Annotated in this window: 13 protein-coding genes and 1 riboswitch; of the genes, 6 read left to right on the plus strand and 7 right to left on the minus strand. The window is 58.1% G+C overall.

All coding sequences use genetic code 11. From position 1 onward, the window contains the following. The first annotated feature begins 1,413 nt into the window (after positions 1-1,413). Both CK489_RS13615 and CK489_RS13620 read left to right on the plus strand, forming a co-directional pair. Positions 1,414-2,565 carry an 8-amino-7-oxononanoate synthase gene (locus tag CK489_RS13615; RefSeq protein WP_095732652.1) on the plus strand — a complete coding sequence of 384 codons (1,152 nt, stop codon included), beginning with the start codon at positions 1,414-1,416 and terminating at the stop codon, positions 2,563-2,565. A gap of 551 nt (positions 2,566-3,116) precedes the next feature. Then, positions 3,117-3,365, plus strand: coding sequence for a hypothetical protein (locus CK489_RS13620; protein WP_050404878.1), 249 nt, complete (start codon positions 3,117-3,119; stop codon positions 3,363-3,365). A gap of 694 nt (positions 3,366-4,059) precedes the next feature. On the opposite strand, the gene CK489_RS13630 is transcribed toward CK489_RS13620, so the two are convergent. Both CK489_RS13630 and CK489_RS13635 read right to left on the minus strand, forming a co-directional pair. Beyond that, positions 4,060-4,803: a carbonic anhydrase gene (locus tag CK489_RS13630; protein WP_050626558.1), complete on the minus strand. Its 744-nt coding sequence runs from the start codon at positions 4,801-4,803 to the stop codon at positions 4,060-4,062. An 11-nt stretch (positions 4,804-4,814) separates the two neighbouring features. Beyond that, entirely contained in the window at positions 4,815-5,540 is a 726-nt protein-coding gene (locus tag CK489_RS13635; RefSeq protein ID WP_050404925.1) for a thermonuclease family protein, read from the minus strand. Between CK489_RS13635 and CK489_RS40780 the strand changes: the two genes are divergently transcribed. Further along, complete coding sequence (locus CK489_RS40780) at positions 5,500-5,922, plus strand: hypothetical protein (protein WP_143278151.1); 423 nt, start codon at positions 5,500-5,502, stop codon at positions 5,920-5,922. The two genes, CK489_RS13635 and CK489_RS40780, sit on opposite strands and share 41 nt — an antisense overlap. A gap of 471 nt (positions 5,923-6,393) precedes the next feature. Continuing rightward, positions 6,394-6,570 (plus strand): hypothetical protein, encoded by a 177-nt coding sequence (locus tag CK489_RS13645; protein ID WP_244485953.1) that lies wholly within the window; start codon positions 6,394-6,396, stop codon positions 6,568-6,570. Between the two features lie 452 nt (positions 6,571-7,022). Here the strand turns inward: CK489_RS13645 and CK489_RS13650 are convergent, their stop codons facing one another. Continuing rightward, entirely contained in the window at positions 7,023-7,847 is an 825-nt protein-coding gene (locus CK489_RS13650) for a nodulate formation efficiency C protein (RefSeq protein WP_244522124.1), read from the minus strand. A gap of 230 nt (positions 7,848-8,077) precedes the next feature. Here CK489_RS13650 and CK489_RS41320 point away from each other — a divergent pair, with 230 nt between their 5' ends. After that, entirely contained in the window at positions 8,078-8,233 is a 156-nt protein-coding gene (locus tag CK489_RS41320) for a hypothetical protein (RefSeq protein WP_157113598.1), read from the plus strand. Positions 8,234-9,015: 782 nt separating this feature from the next. Further along, a riboswitch (cobalamin riboswitch) is annotated at positions 9,016-9,217 on the plus strand. Between the two features lie 98 nt (positions 9,218-9,315). Continuing rightward, positions 9,316-11,661 (plus strand): 5-methyltetrahydropteroyltriglutamate--homocysteine S-methyltransferase, encoded by a 2,346-nt coding sequence (gene metE, locus CK489_RS13655; protein ID WP_095732678.1) that lies wholly within the window; start codon positions 9,316-9,318, stop codon positions 11,659-11,661. A 717-nt stretch (positions 11,662-12,378) separates the two neighbouring features. Here the strand turns inward: metE and hemN are convergent. The 4 genes from hemN to CK489_RS13675 all read right to left on the minus strand — a co-directional run bounded on the left by hemN (position 12,379) and on the right by CK489_RS13675 (position 15,599). After that, complete coding sequence (gene hemN / locus CK489_RS13660) at positions 12,379-13,731, minus strand: oxygen-independent coproporphyrinogen III oxidase (RefSeq protein WP_050404873.1); 1,353 nt, start codon at positions 13,729-13,731, stop codon at positions 12,379-12,381. A gap of 67 nt (positions 13,732-13,798) precedes the next feature. Next, positions 13,799-14,092 carry a hypothetical protein gene (locus CK489_RS13665; protein WP_050404872.1) on the minus strand — a complete coding sequence of 98 codons (294 nt, stop codon included), beginning with the start codon at positions 14,090-14,092 and terminating at the stop codon, positions 13,799-13,801. A gap of 137 nt (positions 14,093-14,229) precedes the next feature. Then, positions 14,230-14,859, minus strand: coding sequence for a hemerythrin domain-containing protein (locus CK489_RS13670; RefSeq protein ID WP_050404871.1), 630 nt, complete (start codon positions 14,857-14,859; stop codon positions 14,230-14,232). A 146-nt stretch (positions 14,860-15,005) separates the two neighbouring features. Next, positions 15,006-15,599: a helix-turn-helix domain-containing protein gene (locus tag CK489_RS13675; protein ID WP_050404870.1), complete on the minus strand. Its 594-nt coding sequence runs from the start codon at positions 15,597-15,599 to the stop codon at positions 15,006-15,008. Between the last annotated feature and the right edge of the window lie 432 nt (positions 15,600-16,031).

Consider the following 16,031-nt stretch of genomic DNA (forward strand, 5'->3'; position numbering starts at 1 on the left):
CGCTGCCCGTTGTAAGGAAGCTCCGTGCAAAGCTAATATTACCGCCCAATGCCAGCACGCGCCCGCATTTGTCGCTGCTTACTCTCGGCGCCAGCCAGAAGAACGACCTAACTCCCGTGCCTCCTCACTGCACGTGCAACGGGCCCTGATTAGAGCTCGCGAGGTGCCCGATGGCAAATGCCAGGCGAGCAGACCTTCAGGCCTCACCATCGGTCAAACCTGTACCGTCGAAAGTCCGAACCCGCGTACCGTACCAACCATTGTACATGCGGCGAGCTCTTCCTTTGCGATTTCCGGAAGCGTTTTGAGTTCGGAAGGAGTGGACGCCTTCCGAATTAATGCGACACATCGGCAGTCAAGTCTGCCAAGTCAGATCATTCGATCTATCCCAGCGAAGCGGTGCGAGTTCCGGTCTGCCGTCGAAACTCGCTTGGATTGAACTCATTCGTGTCGATGAACAAATCACGTCACGAATCCTGAGACATCCGAACTCGCGGCCCAAACCGGTCAGGACGTGACTGTCGCATTGGCTGCACCGCGACGCTGCTCCGGTTGCCGCGATGCTCGCCGCAAGGTTATCAGAGCGGTTGGCGTTAAAATTGGCAGTGGCCTTGGGAACGGTTCGTACGCATCGAACGATTATGATGCAATTGGATCGCACTCACTGTCGTAGTGCGCGGCTGTCCGGTTCGTGCCGAGGTTGCGCGAATGGCAAACGATAATCTGCCAACTTGACTATCCAAGAGTAGAAGAGCGCGCAGCGCAAGGCGCGTCCTCTCATTGGGCCTCCTCGGTGAGGCGTTTTTGGGTGCAAGGGATTAAAGGCACAGGTGTCTTCCTGCGATGTCGCGGATTCAGCTGCGGCGGCAGCAGCGCCGGAGCGGGCGAGCGTACGGAGACCTGGTGGAATGCCGGTTCTACTTGACTGTCGGCGGATGTGGCTCACCTTGAGGGCGGTCATTTGGGAACGTCCTTGAGACATTCGAGCGCGCGCTAGTGGTCGTGATGGTCCATATCGAAAGGTGCCTCAGCAACGCTCCTGGTCATCGCGTCGACCGACCCGACGGAAGCTATCGCGGTGCTTTGCCGTTCTGGCCAGAATGCCGTAGAACGTCCCGCAAATGCGTCGCGCTCCAGTGATCGAGCCAGATTGTTGGACAAAGACTTGATCGATGGCGCGGCCGCGTGGCCAGTATAGCCGTTCAGCGGACAAGATGTAACTTATAGGAGCCGAGACGACGGTGGCTATGTACGTGATCGAAGCGCTCCGAAATCGGGACTGGCGGCTTCGATAGACGGGCTGCAGCCATGGGAAGGCGCAAAGGTCGCGCGTACTCTGCTTGAGGGCAGGCAACTGCGTTCTGCGCGGCGTACCCTCGTCTTCCCGTTCGATGGCATAGGCTGGATCAAGCAATGAACTTAACTCACCAGAGCAAGCTTCATCGGTATTCCGCGGCCGTGGAAGCTATGAGAGAAGAGGGCGGGCGGCCCGGCCTCACGGCACGTGCAGGTGTTGATTTTGCTTCGAGCGATTATCTAGCACTGGCTAGCGCGCCACGTATGAAGGAGGCTCTGTTCGGTGCGCTCAAGGCTGGTACTCCTATCGGAGCCGGCGGGTCACGGCTCCTGCGCCGCAATTGCGGGGAACACGAAGCCCTCGAAACGGAAGCGGCGCGGTTCTTTCGCGCGGAGACAGCGCTATTTTTCGGTAGCGGTTACATTGCAAACTTTGCCATTTTGACAACGCTGCCGCAGCGAGGCGATCTGCTGGTTCTCGATTCGCTCGTGCACGCCAGCATGCATGAGGGGGCGCGCGCGGGCCGAGCTGAGTTCCGGATAGCCGCCCATAATGATCCTCAATCTGTTGAAGACACGATTGGCGATTGGCACGCCAAAGGCGGCGTAGGGCGCGTCTGGATTGCGATCGAGAGCCTCTACAGTTTGGACGGTGACTTTGCGCCGCTTGCAGATCTGGTTGAAATCGCTGAACGGTACGAGGCTTTCCTGGTTGTGGATGAGGCCCATGCTACAGGCATTTACGGCGAGCAGGGGCGGGGGCTCACAGCGCCCTACCAGGGATGCGGATATATTCTGGTGGTCCACACCTGCGGGAAGGCTCTCGGGGCGGCCGGGGCTCTTGTCACTGCATCGAGCGTATTGCGCGATTTCATGGTCTATCGGTGTCGTCCATTTATTTCCGCCACCGCGCCATCGCCCCTGATGGCAGTCGCTGCTCGGCAGGCCCTTTTAATTGTACAGGAGGAGCCTGAGCGGCGGCGACGCCTGATCGATCTTATCGATTTTGCACACCGTCAGCTCGCCATCTGCGGCCGCCCGACCCGTTCGAGCTCACAGATCATTCCTTACAGGGTTGGTGACAACGCACGCACAATCCGGCTAGCCGCTGCGCTGCAGGCGCGCGGTTTTGATGTCCGAGCAATACGACCGCCAGCGCCCCCGGGCAGGGCAAGGTTGCGGATTTCGTTAACGCTTAATGTCGAGCAAGATGATGTATCCGAGATGATCGATGCGCTGGTCGAAGAGACCTGGGGTAAGATACGGTGAGGTCCCACAATCATGATGCTTGTCGGCATCCGGATCGGTCAACGATCTTCCGAGGAATGGGCCGGGGCGCTGCGAATCTTCCCGCCGGTCGGTGATCGCGACGTTCCGTGCGCGTTAGTTCCGCTTTATGCGGCGCAAGTATGAACTCGACATAATTTCGACGAGGTTGCTCTTTCCGACACTGGCGGCTTCGTTGGCTGCCGAAGGAGAAAAAGCATGATGTCGACGCGAGTAGCACTGTTCATATCATCGGTTGGCTGGACAGCCATCTTCGTCGCAATTCTTCTGTATGTAATCTTTAGTCCTGCTTGATAGCCAGGATCGGACGGTACGCATCGTACAGGTTCTGAACCTGTTCGATATTGAAGGCGTACTGAAATCAATATACCCGACCGATCGCCGGATCGTACCCATGTCGCGCGGTCAGCAATCACTTTCACGGCCGCCGATGGAGCAGCGTCGCTGGAATGATCCCTGTTAAGCACAAGTCATCATGCTGCGAAGACAGCCAAGCTCGACAGATGGTTATCATCTGACGATGGAGCAACATCGTGACCGACATCGAGTTCGAGGCCAGTCAGTACGGCGCACTGGAGCAGGTAGAAACGGGTGAGGTTTTGGGTCTCAGCTACGGCGATAGCCAGCAGATGAGCCGCTTCCCCATGTTCTACGAGGCCTTCCACAATCAGATGGTAGCCTTCGATTTGTCGTATCGCCTGTGCTGGTCTTACGAGCCAAATCCGCGCGAATACGATTTTCGGTCATCTCTACAGCGCCTGTCACTACTTGAAGAATCGTGACTTGACCGTAGATTCCCTTTCCATGCTGTTCCGCTCGCTGACGCACTGAAACGGCAGTTCCAAAGAAACGGCCCCAGCGAGGGGGCACACGCTGGGGCGGTGGGCGACGCCTTGGAGGTGGCGAGCGTCACCAGATGAAGAGACAGCTCACACTAGCGATCGGCGCGACGAGTGAAACCGCAGCCAATCCGACGAAGCTGTACTCGACACCGTCCATGTGATGATCAAATCTGAGCATGTCGTCAGTTTGCGGTGGAGCAGGTGTTCCCGCATTCACTTAGGCACGGCAGCCTACGTGACCTAAAAGAAAACGGCCCCGTAATCGCACGGATAGGCCACCCCAAATCCCATCGGTTACCAAGGAGTGACCGGCGCAGTTTGTGGGGGACGCTCTATGCCGATCAACCGAGCCAAGCATTGGACGCCTGAGGATGACATTGCGCTGATCGCGCTCACCGGCGTACCGGGGCTTACGCTCCGAGAGATAGCCATTCACATGGGCCGCACCGAAGCGGCCGTTAGCTGCCGGCTGACGATTGTCAGGAAGGCGGCTCCATCAACACCGATCCCCCAAGTGTCCTAGTTTGTTCTGTCGAGCGTCCTAACTAGGACAGCACCGTATCCGCGAATGTTGTGTCAGTTGATTGAGGGGGCGAGGGCACACCGGCTGGACGATAGCGCGAAGGCATCAGCGTCAGCCCAATACGTCGACCCTGCCGGTTTCGAGCCGATATAGACCGCCGACGATCGCGAGTGTTTTTTGCTCAACAGCTGGGTTCAGGATCGGGCTGGCGGATTTGAGTTTATTGACGTTATCGATCACATTCTGCCGGATCACATCGGCGGAGCTATCACCTGGTTGGTGGCCGGTCCCTCTTACGGCAGGCGCAAGCGCGCTGACGAGGGAGCGGATATGTCCCGGTGCCGGCTTGCCTTCGTCAAGCGAGTTGATGGTGGCCTCTATCGCGCCGCAGTGATCGTGACCGAGTACCAGGATCAACGGCGTGTTCAGTACGGCGACTGCGTACTCCAGGCTCGCTAGCGTGTCATCGTTGACGAAGTTACCGGCGAGGCGGCATATGAACAAATCACCAAGTCCGCTGTCGAAGGCAAGCTCGGGCGCTACCCGCGAATCGGCGCAGCTCAGAACCGCCGCATATGGATTCTGGCCATCGACTAAAAGTCGGCGCTCGCGTTCCAGATCGCGCCCTCGCGACGCGCTCTGCACATAACGATCGTTACCCTCCATCAGCCGCTTCAGTGCAGCATCGGGCGAGAGCTGATTATCCGGCTTCGGCGGCGCTGTTGCTTGCTTCGCGTCGACAATGTTGCCGGCAAACGGCACGACAAATGCCGAAAGAGCGAACAGTAACAGCGAGCGGCGGGATGGAGGGACCTCGGTCGGATACGGAGTGCCCTGTGGATAGTTTGCACGCATTGATAGGACCTCTATCGCGCGGCTCTATGCCAACCCATGGCTTCGGCCTCGTTTTCGCTACAGAACCAGCGTTCAGCCGGTTTCTTCGTCATGTCGATTTGTCCGTAACTGATTTGTCCCGGAGAGTGATACGTGCGCTCGCCGTTACCGTCGACGGTGCCCTTTATCACGCAGTCGGGGGAGGGCGGGTCAGATAGCAGAGCAGATCCGAGCAGGAGTTCCTGGGCTTTGTTCGGCACCGAGCTCGCGCCGACAATGATCGTGCTCTTGTTGCGGCGGCGCCAGTCCCAAGGGGTGATGAATGCCCCCGACCACAGGCCGGCAAAGGCATTGCTCGCCACCACCTCATTGATGAGGTAAACATGCGCGGATGGACCGGATGACAGTGCCCAGCCGGAGCTTACCATCCAGGCGTTCACGTCCTGGCCCTCGACGAAGCAACTGCCGAGAAACCTGCCGTACTTGTCTACTCCTGCGGTCTGACAATCCCATATTCGTCCATTCGAGTAGTTGATAAGGGCATCACGAGCAGCTACCCCGCAGGCCCATTTCTGACCATGAGTATCCAGGCAAATCTGATCAGTCTCGGGGGCCTCGATACCGGAGAGCCGAATTCGCGTTTGCGCGATCTCTATCGTGTTGGCGTCGAGGATTTGGGGAGCACCGCTCAGTTTCGCCGCGCAAACGGGAGACGCGATGATGGCGAGCAATGCTGCCATCATTACGCGGTACTTCATCCTGATATCCTTTCGCTCTTGGTTCATCGGCTCACAACATCGCAGCGAACTGGTGTCGTCACAGCCGACTGCTGAGCGCACAGGTCGTCGTCTGGTCGGCATCTTTCGACAATGCTTTTGGAAGCGCTTTTGTGGAAGCTTGCTTATACTTTCAGCCTACGACCTGACGCTGGGTGAGATTCAAGAGATTTCTTCGGGGGTATTTTCCGATGCGGCTCTGGGATCCGAAGCTCGCTCCCTCTCTCCCGGACATATTCCCGCATGTTTTCAGCGCTGGACTCACGACCCGGGAAGGGCGCTTGGCACGCTATTTCTCCAAGGGCTCGGAAAAAGCGGTCGTGTGCTAGTCTTCACCGCCGAGCGGAAGAAGCCGCACTGCTAAGTCTCTATCGTTCGACAGGACTGCACGCGGTTAATGGTAAGGAAAGTGGAGGCTTGGCAAGGCACGAATAGAGTGATTGCTCAAAAGAGATCGGCCTCTCGATTGGTTCCACGGCACAGAGCAACCATGCTTCACTTACACGGTGGGCCGCATCCGCGACCGTCATTGCCCTGAAACGCTGCGCGCGAAATGACTTCCATAGGCCTGGCCGGCCGTCGATGCTCGTCGAACGGAAGAAAGCACGGTTCGGCGTAGCGTGCGGAATGATGTGGGACGGCTTTTACGGGCCGCGGTGCAAAGGCGTCCTCGCACTCTTGCGAGTTGCGATCTGGTCGCGATTTCAGAGCGATGAATTAATCCACAACACGTGTCTGCAGTCAGGCATTGCGGCATTCGCGCTGGCGGGACTTGGGCGACTCACGCTAGTCATCATGTTCAACCGCCTCGCCGCACAATGGGATTGAAATGGTTATGGCCACCCCCGAATTGCCGGTCTCTTGTTACGCGCTAGAAGTGGACGGCCGGCTCAAGGCCGAATTCGCAACCAGAGACGGCGCCCGGGCTGGTGGAGCAGAACTAAAGAAGCGTTTTCCCACGCTTCAAATCAAGATCTATGACGCGCAGACGAATGCGCGCGAGGAAATTTAGATTAAGCTCAGTTCGATCTTTCATCCTCGCAGCAAGGCTGCGGAGCTCCTCGCCGGGGGCACTCGGGAAAGGGTCCCGCCGCCATTGAGGATGCCGGCGTCGCTATCACTGCCCCGTTCCCGGGGTCCCTCTTAAACCGGTCTCGTCGCTGCACTCGCTCCCGCGGGTGCTTGTTGGTCGCGCGATGCGCTGCGCGCACGCCGGGTCGGGCTTGGCCTCAGCGTCGCCTCGCTTGGTCCGTGAAGCATGACACGTCGCGCTGGCGAGAGCGGATGTGTCTTTTTGTGCTGGTTCCGCCGCCTACTCGTCCGAAGAGGCGAGCGCCATCCTGATGCCTGGCTTTCTCGATTGGGGGCTTGCAGGCCGGAGAAAGACTTGCCTGCTGCTGGCATAGCTGGACGCGTCACTATTTCAGCGTATGGGTCTTGCTGTTGGCCCGACCCGCTCGGTGCTCAAGGAGTAGCGCTGCCGTCCTGATTATTTGCCGAGGCCTTTCGCACCCCCTCCAACGCCTCCCGTTCGTTTGGCTCTATGTGACGGAACCAAGAGCCGGGAGGAGAGGTCGCAATCCTCTTGGCAAGGAAAGATTGCGGCTCCCAATCGTGCCCCTCGCGCTTCTCGAAGGTGATGACGCCATTCTCCGTAAAATAACGCGGGCCTGGTATGTTGCAGTTCACCAACAGCAGAACGCGCCAACGGTTCGCTTTCTCGGTCGGCTTATCATTCGCCGCCGTCACGTAATCCACGACAACAGGTTCGATGATATGACAGCGGCCGCGCCGCAGTAGATCTCCGAGCTTGCCCCGCGCGGTCGTCACAAAGTTGAAATTGACCGGATCATGCAGAAAACGAAGGTTTGCGTCTTTTTCTCCGTCGGTGACTTCACTGGCGATGAGTGAAAGCGCGAGGGCACGCCAGCCGAGTTCGATGGGCTTTGCATAGGGAGACGCAACTTCAATCTTTCCGTCGGTCCCCACCTTCCAGGTAATAACGTAATGTTCGTCTGATATGTTATCCTGGCGTCTGGTCCAGGAAAGATAAACATACTCGGTGTGGTCGATGCCTTCGGCGATTCCCCAGTTTCGAGGGACGAAGTGAGCCACTTTCGAGACTTTGGAAACAATGTGCTCGATTGTCTCACCGTCTCGTGCTCGCCAGGTTGACTTGACTCGCTCGACAAGCGCGTTTTCGCCGGCTCGCGCACTGTTGCCCGTCGCAACCAGGCCAGCAAGGAAAATCAGCAATTGACAGAGACAAAGCGTGGCTCTTGCAGACATTCTCTTCATAGCGGCAGGACCATCGGTTTTGCATCCACACGTCAAAGCGGCAGCCTTCAATGCTATCCTCGATTGGAAGAAGTTAGCGGCAACGTGACGCGGGCGCCTGCCGATGTCCCGCGCGCGAGCAGGCGCAGCCCACTCGACGTCACGCGCCGCTAACTTCAGTGGGCCAGCGACAACCTCAATTTGCTGTGCTGGACCTGCCCAGGGGGAGAAGCCCGGGCATCTTGAGCCTGCATCCTTCGTGCCAGGAAATACCCGGTAAATCGCGCCGGATTCGTGCAGCGTTTGTCGGCTTTCCGACCTCCGCTCGTTTCAATGTTTCCAATCCGCCGATCAGCGCGGGCTTGCTCAGCTTTGTCGCGCCGATCTTCGAGGCGTAAGCGAAGGGCGCTGCCGGTTTACGGATGAGAAATCGGGAAGCATTTTTAAAGATTGTCGGACCGTCCGGTCGGTGTGGTCACCCGAACGCCCGCGATCTCTACCGGCTCGCAAACGATAATAAGCAAAAAACGCTCATCATCGCCGGGCGTTGGAATCGTTCGGAAGCCTACGCACACGGTCAGTCGTCCAGCTGCCTCGATTACGCATTCATGGTTGGATGAGCCGCTGTTTCCAGTCGCGCCGGCCGGGTAAGCGAAAAGCGATCAAGTCGCGCTAGCTTCCTCTCAAGTTGCTCAACATTCTCGAGAGCGTCTGACTGACGGATTGATTCATGAACGCTGTCAGCAGCCTCCTGAACAGGCTGACCGCAAAGACGGTGACAGCAAATACGCCGACGGCGCTCCAAACAGCCATTTTCATTACGGGCCTCCCCAGTGTGCGTTGAGGCGAATCGATATGCGTGCCCGAGTATTATCGGCATCAGAGACCGCAAGTCGCCTATCAGGATTGGTGGGCTCATAAGTCAACATGCGCGCCGGGCATGCTGATGAATGGTTGCGCAGATGTTTTGCCCCCGGCGGCGATTCTCGACTGTCGAGAGACAGGATGCTGGCGCGTTGGAAGCGCCGCGAATTGCGCCTTCGACAATTCTCTCGACACATGTATCGGAGAGAGCTTCCAATCGTGGTCAACTTTCGGCGTTAAATGGCCATTGGAGTCACCGATGGCGGCATTGAAGTGAGAGTGCCATCTGAGAGGTTGACGGAAGCGGTCTGTAGCCGATAATCCAAGTCGTCGAGGTTCTCCGGTCGCGCTTGATCCGGAGCTAAGAGGGAAGCCGGTGAACAGGCCGGCGCTGCCCCCGCAACTGTAAGCGGCGAGCCGCTGTCCAACAAAGTCACTGAAGCCTGTGCGGCTTCGGGAAGGCCGGACAGCAGCGATGACCCGCGAGCCAGGAGACCTGCCTCGACCACATATACGTCCACGGGCGGGGTGTCCCGGTGGTGCGCCAAGCAACCGCCCTCGGGCGATTGTGCTAGCGTCCGCCATGGCCTTTGCCCCCAACTACGGGGTTAGCGCTATGTCTCTTCTCTCCCTTCCGGTTGCCACGCTTGGAACGCCACGGATCGGTCCAAGGCGCGAGCTCAAACGCGCGCTTGAAAGTTACTGGGCCGGCGCAATCAGCGAACAGCGATTGCTCGAGGACGCAGCTGGCCTGCGCGCTGCCAACTGGGCCCGCCAAAACTCCCTCGGTGTCACTGTCATTCCGTCGAACGATTTCTCGTTGTACGATCAGGTGCTCGACACCTCTGTCATGGTTGGTGCTATCCCGGAAGTCTACGCCTCGGAAACCGAACCGGTTTCGCTCAAGACGTACTTCGAGATGGCCCGCGGTTCACAGTGGGGCCGCCAGACTGCGAGTAGCAGCCACGGATCGGGTGGATATGGCGCACCCGCACAGGAGATGACCAAGTGGTTCGACACCAACTACCACTACATGGTCCCTGAATTTCATCGGGGACAGACGTTCCGCCTGTCCTCGCGAAAGCCTATCGAGGAGTACGAGGAAGCTAAGGCCCTCGGGTTCCAGACCCGCCCTGTGCTGATCGGGCCGGTCACATTCTTGAAGCTTGGCAAGAGCGCGGATCCTGCGTTCCAGCCGCTGTCGCTCCTGGACGAGCTGATACCGGTCTATGTCGAAGTTCTGCAAGAACTGGCCAAACGGGGAGCAAGCTGGGTTCAATGCGACGAGCCCTGCCTGGTCCTTGATCTGGAGGAGGGGGCGCGAAGATCATTGCTACACGTCTACGATCGGCTCGCCAGGGAAGTTCCTGACGTCAAGATCATGATCGCGAGCTATTTCGGCGATCTCGGCGATAATCTGGACACGGCTTTAAACATGCCCGTTGCCGGACTGCACGTGGATTTGGTCCGCGCGCCGAACCTGTTGGGCCGAATCATTGCTGCCCGCCGAAGTGACCTCGTCATGTCCCTCGGCGTCATCGATGGGCGAAATGTATGGCGGTCAAACCTGTCGACGCTCCGCCAGCAACTGGATCCCGTGATTGCGAAGCTGGGCAGAGGTCATGTCCAGATTGCTCCGTCCTGCTCGCTGCTTCATGTGCCCGTCGATGTTGAACTCGAGACCGGACTTGAACCCGATCTCAAGAGCTGGCTTGCCTTTTCGGTACAGAAGATGCGTGAGCTTGCGATCCTGGCGCGGGCACTCGCGGGCGATCACGATGTCGCTGAAAGCCTTGCTGAATCGCAGTCGGCCGTGACGTTCCGCCGGACTTCACCAAAGATCCGCGATGCCGATCTCGCGGTGCGGATGCGAGCTATCGACCAGGCCATGTGCCGGCGCGCCAGCCCATTTGTCCGTCGAGCCGACATCCAATGCAAGCGCTTTGGACTACCGGCCTTTCCCACCACGACGATTGGATCCTTCCCGCAAACCCCAGAGGTCCGTAATGCGCGCGCAGCACATGCGCAAGGCGCCATAAGCGACGAGCAATACGACAAGTTCCTCAAGGAGGAGACCGCGCGCGCTCTGCGTTGGCAGGAGGACATTGGTCTGGACGTCCTTGTGCACGGCGAGTTCGAGCGTAATGACATGGTGCAGTACTTCGGCGAGCAACTCGCCGGATTCGCATTTACCAGGAATGGTTGGGTACAATCCTATGGCTCGCGCTGTGTCAGGCCACCGATCCTGTTCGGAGATGTTTTGCGGCCAAAACCGATCACGGTCGATTGGTGGCTCTACGCGCAATCATTGACTAGTAAGCCGGTAAAGGCAATGTTAACCGGACCGGTGACGATCTTGAACTGGTCGTTTGTTCGCGATGATATTCCAAGAGGCGAGGTCTGCCGGCAGATCGCTCTGGCGATCCGCGACGAAGTCCGCGATCTCGAGATAGCCGGTGCGAGCATGATCCAGATCGACGAAGCGGCCCTCCGCGAAGGGTTGCCATTGCGCCGATCGGAGTGGGCGGCCTACCTTCAATGGGCCGTCGATAGCTTCCGCATTTGCTCATCAGGCGTTGCAGATCAGACCCAGATTCATACGCATATGTGCTATTCGGAGTTTAATGACATCATCGACGCTATTGCTGCGATGGATGCGGATGTCATCTCGATCGAGACGTCGCGCTCGAAGATGGAGCTGCTCGACGCGTTCAGGAACTACAAATATCCCAATCAAATTGGGCCGGGCGTATATGACATCCATTCTCCCCGCATTCCCGAGGCGAGCGAAATGAAGGAGCTGATAGCATTGGCTCGGCAGCGGCTGCAGGATTCGCAGCTCTGGGTAAATCCGGACTGTGGTCTAAAGACGCGCAAATGGGAGGAGGTTCGCCCGGCGCTGATCAACATGGTCGCCGCCGCCCGGCAACTGCGCGCGGCCTCCGATCGGACAAGTCATTGATCCTACTCTCTCTCTCTCTCTCTCCCTCTCTCTTCCCGGACGCTGACCCGCTCATAACGCGTTTGCTCTCTGGATCATCTCGACCGAACTCGGACAAAAGAAGCCCGGCCGCGCTTAGCCGGCCGGGCGAAAGTTAAGTCTGAGGGGAGCGATGCGGACACATCGCCGACTTCCATCGGCGGAGGGAGGACAGCCGATGGTTCGATTGCCGGCGAGGACATCCGCCGTAAATCGCCCCCAAGTTGAAGCACGGATCAGCATAGCTCAATCATGCTGTGGTATGCGACCGATGTCATCGAGTATTGCAACACTAGACTAAGGTTTGCTTGGAGCATCCGGTCATAATGGTTTGTCGAGGCGAGCAAAGACTGCGGCTGGCGACACCCGACCGGCTTAGTACCGACCAAGGCGAATGCAATTGGCGGCGCTTTCTTGCCGCCGGATCAGCGCGACCATGCGAGCAAACGCGACTGCAAGAAGTACTCGAGCAACCGATGCATGATCCTGTCTGGCTGCGCAGGCAATCTGTCCGGTTCCACTGTAACGAAGGTTTGGGAACCTGTTCGGAATGGATGGGCGGATCGATACGCGCGACCATGAAAGTGGTGGACAAATAGGATGATCCACGATCACGAGATCGGCCCGCACCGGGCATAAGCCAGTTCACTGGTGACCGAAGTGCGGATTGCTAGAGTGGCAGGCCCGCCGCTCACACGATTAGACCGCCGCGCTGTGCATAGCCCCGCATCGAGCGAGGTGAGCGTCGAACGCGGAGGCGACGTTCCGGACCAGAAACCGCGCGCCATCGACTACGGAAAGCCGGCCATCTTCGACTACGACGGCGCCATCTGCGATAAGGCTGTCGAGCCCGGGCCGATCGACAACAGCCGAATTCGGATCCCTGCCGTGACGGCGAGACGTCTCGGAGAGATCGATTGTCATGTCGCACATAATTCGTTCGATGATCTCCGCCCGATAGCGATCATCATCAGTCAACAAATAGCCTTTCGCGGCCGCGAGCCGATCCTCGGTGATGCGAGCGAGGTAGTCCCTGGTCGAGACAGCATTCGCGACGAACCCCTGCTGCAGCCGGCCGATGGCGCTAGAACCGAGGCCAATAAGCGCAACTGCGCTATCGTCAGTATATCCCTGGAAATTGCGGCGCAATCTGCCTTGCTTCGCTGCCACAGCGAGATTGTCATGCGGCAGGGCGAAGTGATCGAGGCCTACGCGTACGTATCCAGCGTCAACCAAAGTGTGAGCTACCATCTCGGATTGGAAATAGCGCTCGACACTGTCGGGCAGAGTGGATTCGTCGATCTTGCGTTGATGCTTCTTGAAGGTTGGGACGTGCGCGTAACCAAAAGCCGAAAACCGGTCCGGATATAATTCGAGGCATTTGCCGACGGTATCCAGGCACGAATCGACCGTCTGCCCGGGCAGCCCATACAGCAGGTCGAAATTGATCCGGCAAATGCCGGCGTGGCGTAACCGCTCGACCGAAATTGCGGTCTGTTCGAAGCTCTGCCGGCGGTTGATGGCCTGTTGGACGATTGGGTCGAAGCTCTGCACGCCAAGGCTTGCCCTGTTGACCCCGCTATAGCCCAGGGCTTCCGCCATCGCATTGCTCAACTTGCGGGGATCAATCTCGACGGCGATCTCAGCATTAGGCAGAATGGCGAACGAATAACGCAACGAGCCGACCAAATCGGCGAATGCTTCAGGTGTCAGGATCGTCGGCGTGCCGCCGCCGAAGTGAATATGAGAGATTGCCTGTCGTTGGCCAATGGCATCTGCAACGAGGTAGGCTTCAGTGCGCAATCCAGCTGTATAGATCGCGATCGGATCGTCGCGTTTCGTGACGGATGTATGGCAGCCGCAGTACCAACACATGCTTCGGCAAAATGGCACGTGCACGTAGAGAGAGGCGGACTGCTGGCCATCGAGAGACTTGAGCCAAGCTTGATAGTCGAGCTCCCGAACTGATGCCGAGAAGTGAGGGGCGCTCGGATAGCTGGTGTAGCGCGGTAGTCGGTGCTGCCCGTAGAATTGTGCTAGGTCCGGTCGCATTGCGATGCCTCTCTCGCTCTCTGGGCGCCCGATTATCGGACAGGGGCTTGGTAAGCTTTGCGCTGCCTCAAATATCGCGGTTACTGATGGGCTGGCCGGTGGGGCATGCCAACGGCGCATACATCATATTTTGAATTGTGATGAAGCGGTCCGCGGCAAGGATGAGCTTTCTTGGAAATGCACCTCCCATCATGGTCAGATCGAGCGAGAAAACCGGACGAAACGAAGCAGCAAACGAACCATTAATTGACGTCGGACAGCTCTGCTCAGAAATGTCCGTTCGCGCGATGCCAATGCTCGTGGCCGAGCCTGTTACGGTCACTGCCTTATGCCGAATCAGACCGCCTTTAACGTCGGCCATGCCGCTTGCGCCGCCAGTTAGAGCAAACGATCATCGGGCGGAGAAGCATATCGCCTGTGCTCGATCTGAGAGCCGGCGAGGCGATCTTCATTTGAGCCCCATGAATGATGTCCATTTCCTGCCGAATGCGGCAGCGGTCAGTGTGGCCCCTCCCTCTCCGCATTGTGTCGCGGGTTGCCGGCCAACGCGCTCGAAAACGCAAGTGCGCTCCGTTCGGCCTCAGCTTCTTGTTCCAATTGTAGAATATGCGCTCTCAACGCATCGGAGGCCGCTTCAGCTGTCTCGCTGAATAGCGGATCTCCGTGATCGGTGAGGGCGGAAGCGACTTCGGCCCAATCCTGAGCCGATAAAGCCGCAACGGCGGCGGGGAAGAAGTCCCGTTCTTCCCACATCATGTGGTGCCGCTCGCATACTATAAAGTCGCGTACGATCTTGCCGACGTCTTGCCGAAAGACTTCACGATCTGCCAGGACACCGTCAATTGCGCGAGCGAAGTGGTGCAAGCGGTCGATGACTTCCTGATGCTCATGCGCGAGATCGCCGACCAGTGCGGCCCCATCCGGATCGCACCTCTTGAGCTTGGAAAAGATCAAGTCCTCTTGAGGATGATGGTACACCTCGGGGTAAACCTCAAAATAGCTGATAATCGCGCGAATCACCTCATAGTCCGGACGATGTCCTTCCTCAAAAATCTCCAATTCGCGTTGAAGGGCGACCAAAAGAAGATCGATATTACGATGCTCTCGAAGCAAGCGACCGATGATCATTGCGGTGCTCCATGGAGGAAAATGTAAACTGGCGGCGATTTGTGCCCGGTTTCCCAAGCCGCAGTTGGATGTCCTTCGCTGTATTGTCCAGCCGGCTCGGAGCACAGAGGCGTGCGCCGCCTAGCCTGGAGCCGGCGCAAATCACGTTAGCCAAAGTTCTGCGCAAAGCGGTTGGACAATGTGTCCTTGCGGAGCTCAACTCGGCGCGTGGTCGGCAGGGCGATCGCGCCATTCTGCTCAAGCTGAGTGAAAGTGCGCGACACCGTCTCGATGGTCAAGCCAAGGTAATCTGCAACATCCTGCCGTGACATGGGTAGATCGATGGCCGCGTTCTCCGTGGTGCGGCGGGATATGTCGAGCAGGAACGCGATGACCCGTTCTTCTGCGCTGCTGATCAGGAGCATCGAATGCGCCTGGAAGCGGCGGAGCTCAAGCGCCATCGCGTCCCAGAGCTGCCTAGCGAGTTCCCTCTGGTGGCTGGCGCGAAAGATGACAGCGGTGCGCTTCACCATGAGCAGGTGCGTCTCGCAGATCGCCTCGGCCGAAGAGATATGGCTTTCTTCGGCCTCAAAGCCGAAGATGTCACCAGGCAAATAAAATGCGCCGATCTGACGACGTCCGTCCTCCAGAATTTTGTAGGTTCGCACAGCCCCCGATACCACCTGATAAAGGTATTCAGCTGATTCATCCTCTCCGTAAATCTCGCTATTGCGTGTGAACCGCATCGGTGTCGCAATCATACCAAGCGGTCCACGATTGGATTTCCCACCCAAGGCGTTGGGTGGATGGCGGCTGGTCTCAGGAAAGCTGGCGGCCCAGGCGTGCACGGCGAACTTTGCTTGCGAACGTCGATGACACGCAGATTGGCCGCTCCTGACAAACTGTGAAATCCAGATGTTTTACCTAAGTAGAAGCCACTAGGTAGTTACGCGTAAGCTCATGATTGAGTTCCTCTTGAACGACGCGCGACGCCGGTCCCCTGCTACTCGAACATGCTCAAATCAATTGGGCCAGCTTTGAATCAGAAGGCTGACCTGGCAGGCCGCCACGAAAACAATCGAAAGCGCACGGCCACACCGGTGGAGAGTTCCAAGAGCTATCCCCACCGTCACTCTCAGCCCGGCGCAGGAAGTCTCCTGCAAATCATGACTCTGATCCTGGTCAGCCTTGAG

The sequence above is a fragment of the Bradyrhizobium sp. UFLA03-84 genome (genome assembly GCF_002289535.1).
Taxonomy (GTDB): domain Bacteria; phylum Pseudomonadota; class Alphaproteobacteria; order Rhizobiales; family Xanthobacteraceae; genus Bradyrhizobium; species Bradyrhizobium viridifuturi.

Bases quoted from the DNA above. Each gene is read 5' to 3' on its own strand.
- CK489_RS13615 (WP_095732652.1), top strand. From the start codon at position 1,414: ATGAACTTAACTCACCAGAGCAAGCTTCATCGGTATTCCGCGGCCGTG.
- CK489_RS13630 (WP_050626558.1), bottom strand. From the start codon at position 4,803: ATGCGTGCAAACTATCCACAGGGCACTCCGTATCCGACCGAGGTCCCT.
- CK489_RS40780 (WP_143278151.1), top strand. From the start codon at position 5,500: ATGATGGCGAGCAATGCTGCCATCATTACGCGGTACTTCATCCTGATA.
- CK489_RS13635 (WP_050404925.1), bottom strand. From the start codon at position 5,540: ATGAAGTACCGCGTAATGATGGCAGCATTGCTCGCCATCATCGCGTCT.
- CK489_RS13645 (WP_244485953.1), top strand. From the start codon at position 6,394: ATGGCCACCCCCGAATTGCCGGTCTCTTGTTACGCGCTAGAAGTGGAC.
- CK489_RS13650 (WP_244522124.1), bottom strand. From the start codon at position 7,847: ATGTCTGCAAGAGCCACGCTTTGTCTCTGTCAATTGCTGATTTTCCTT.
- metE (WP_095732678.1), top strand. From the start codon at position 9,316: ATGTCTCTTCTCTCCCTTCCGGTTGCCACGCTTGGAACGCCACGGATC.
- hemN (WP_050404873.1), bottom strand. From the start codon at position 13,731: ATGCGACCGGACCTAGCACAATTCTACGGGCAGCACCGACTACCGCGC.
- CK489_RS13665 (WP_050404872.1), bottom strand. From the start codon at position 14,092: ATGGCCGACGTTAAAGGCGGTCTGATTCGGCATAAGGCAGTGACCGTA.
- CK489_RS13670 (WP_050404871.1), bottom strand. From the start codon at position 14,859: ATGATCATCGGTCGCTTGCTTCGAGAGCATCGTAATATCGATCTTCTT.
- CK489_RS13675 (WP_050404870.1), bottom strand. From the start codon at position 15,599: ATGATTGCGACACCGATGCGGTTCACACGCAATAGCGAGATTTACGGA.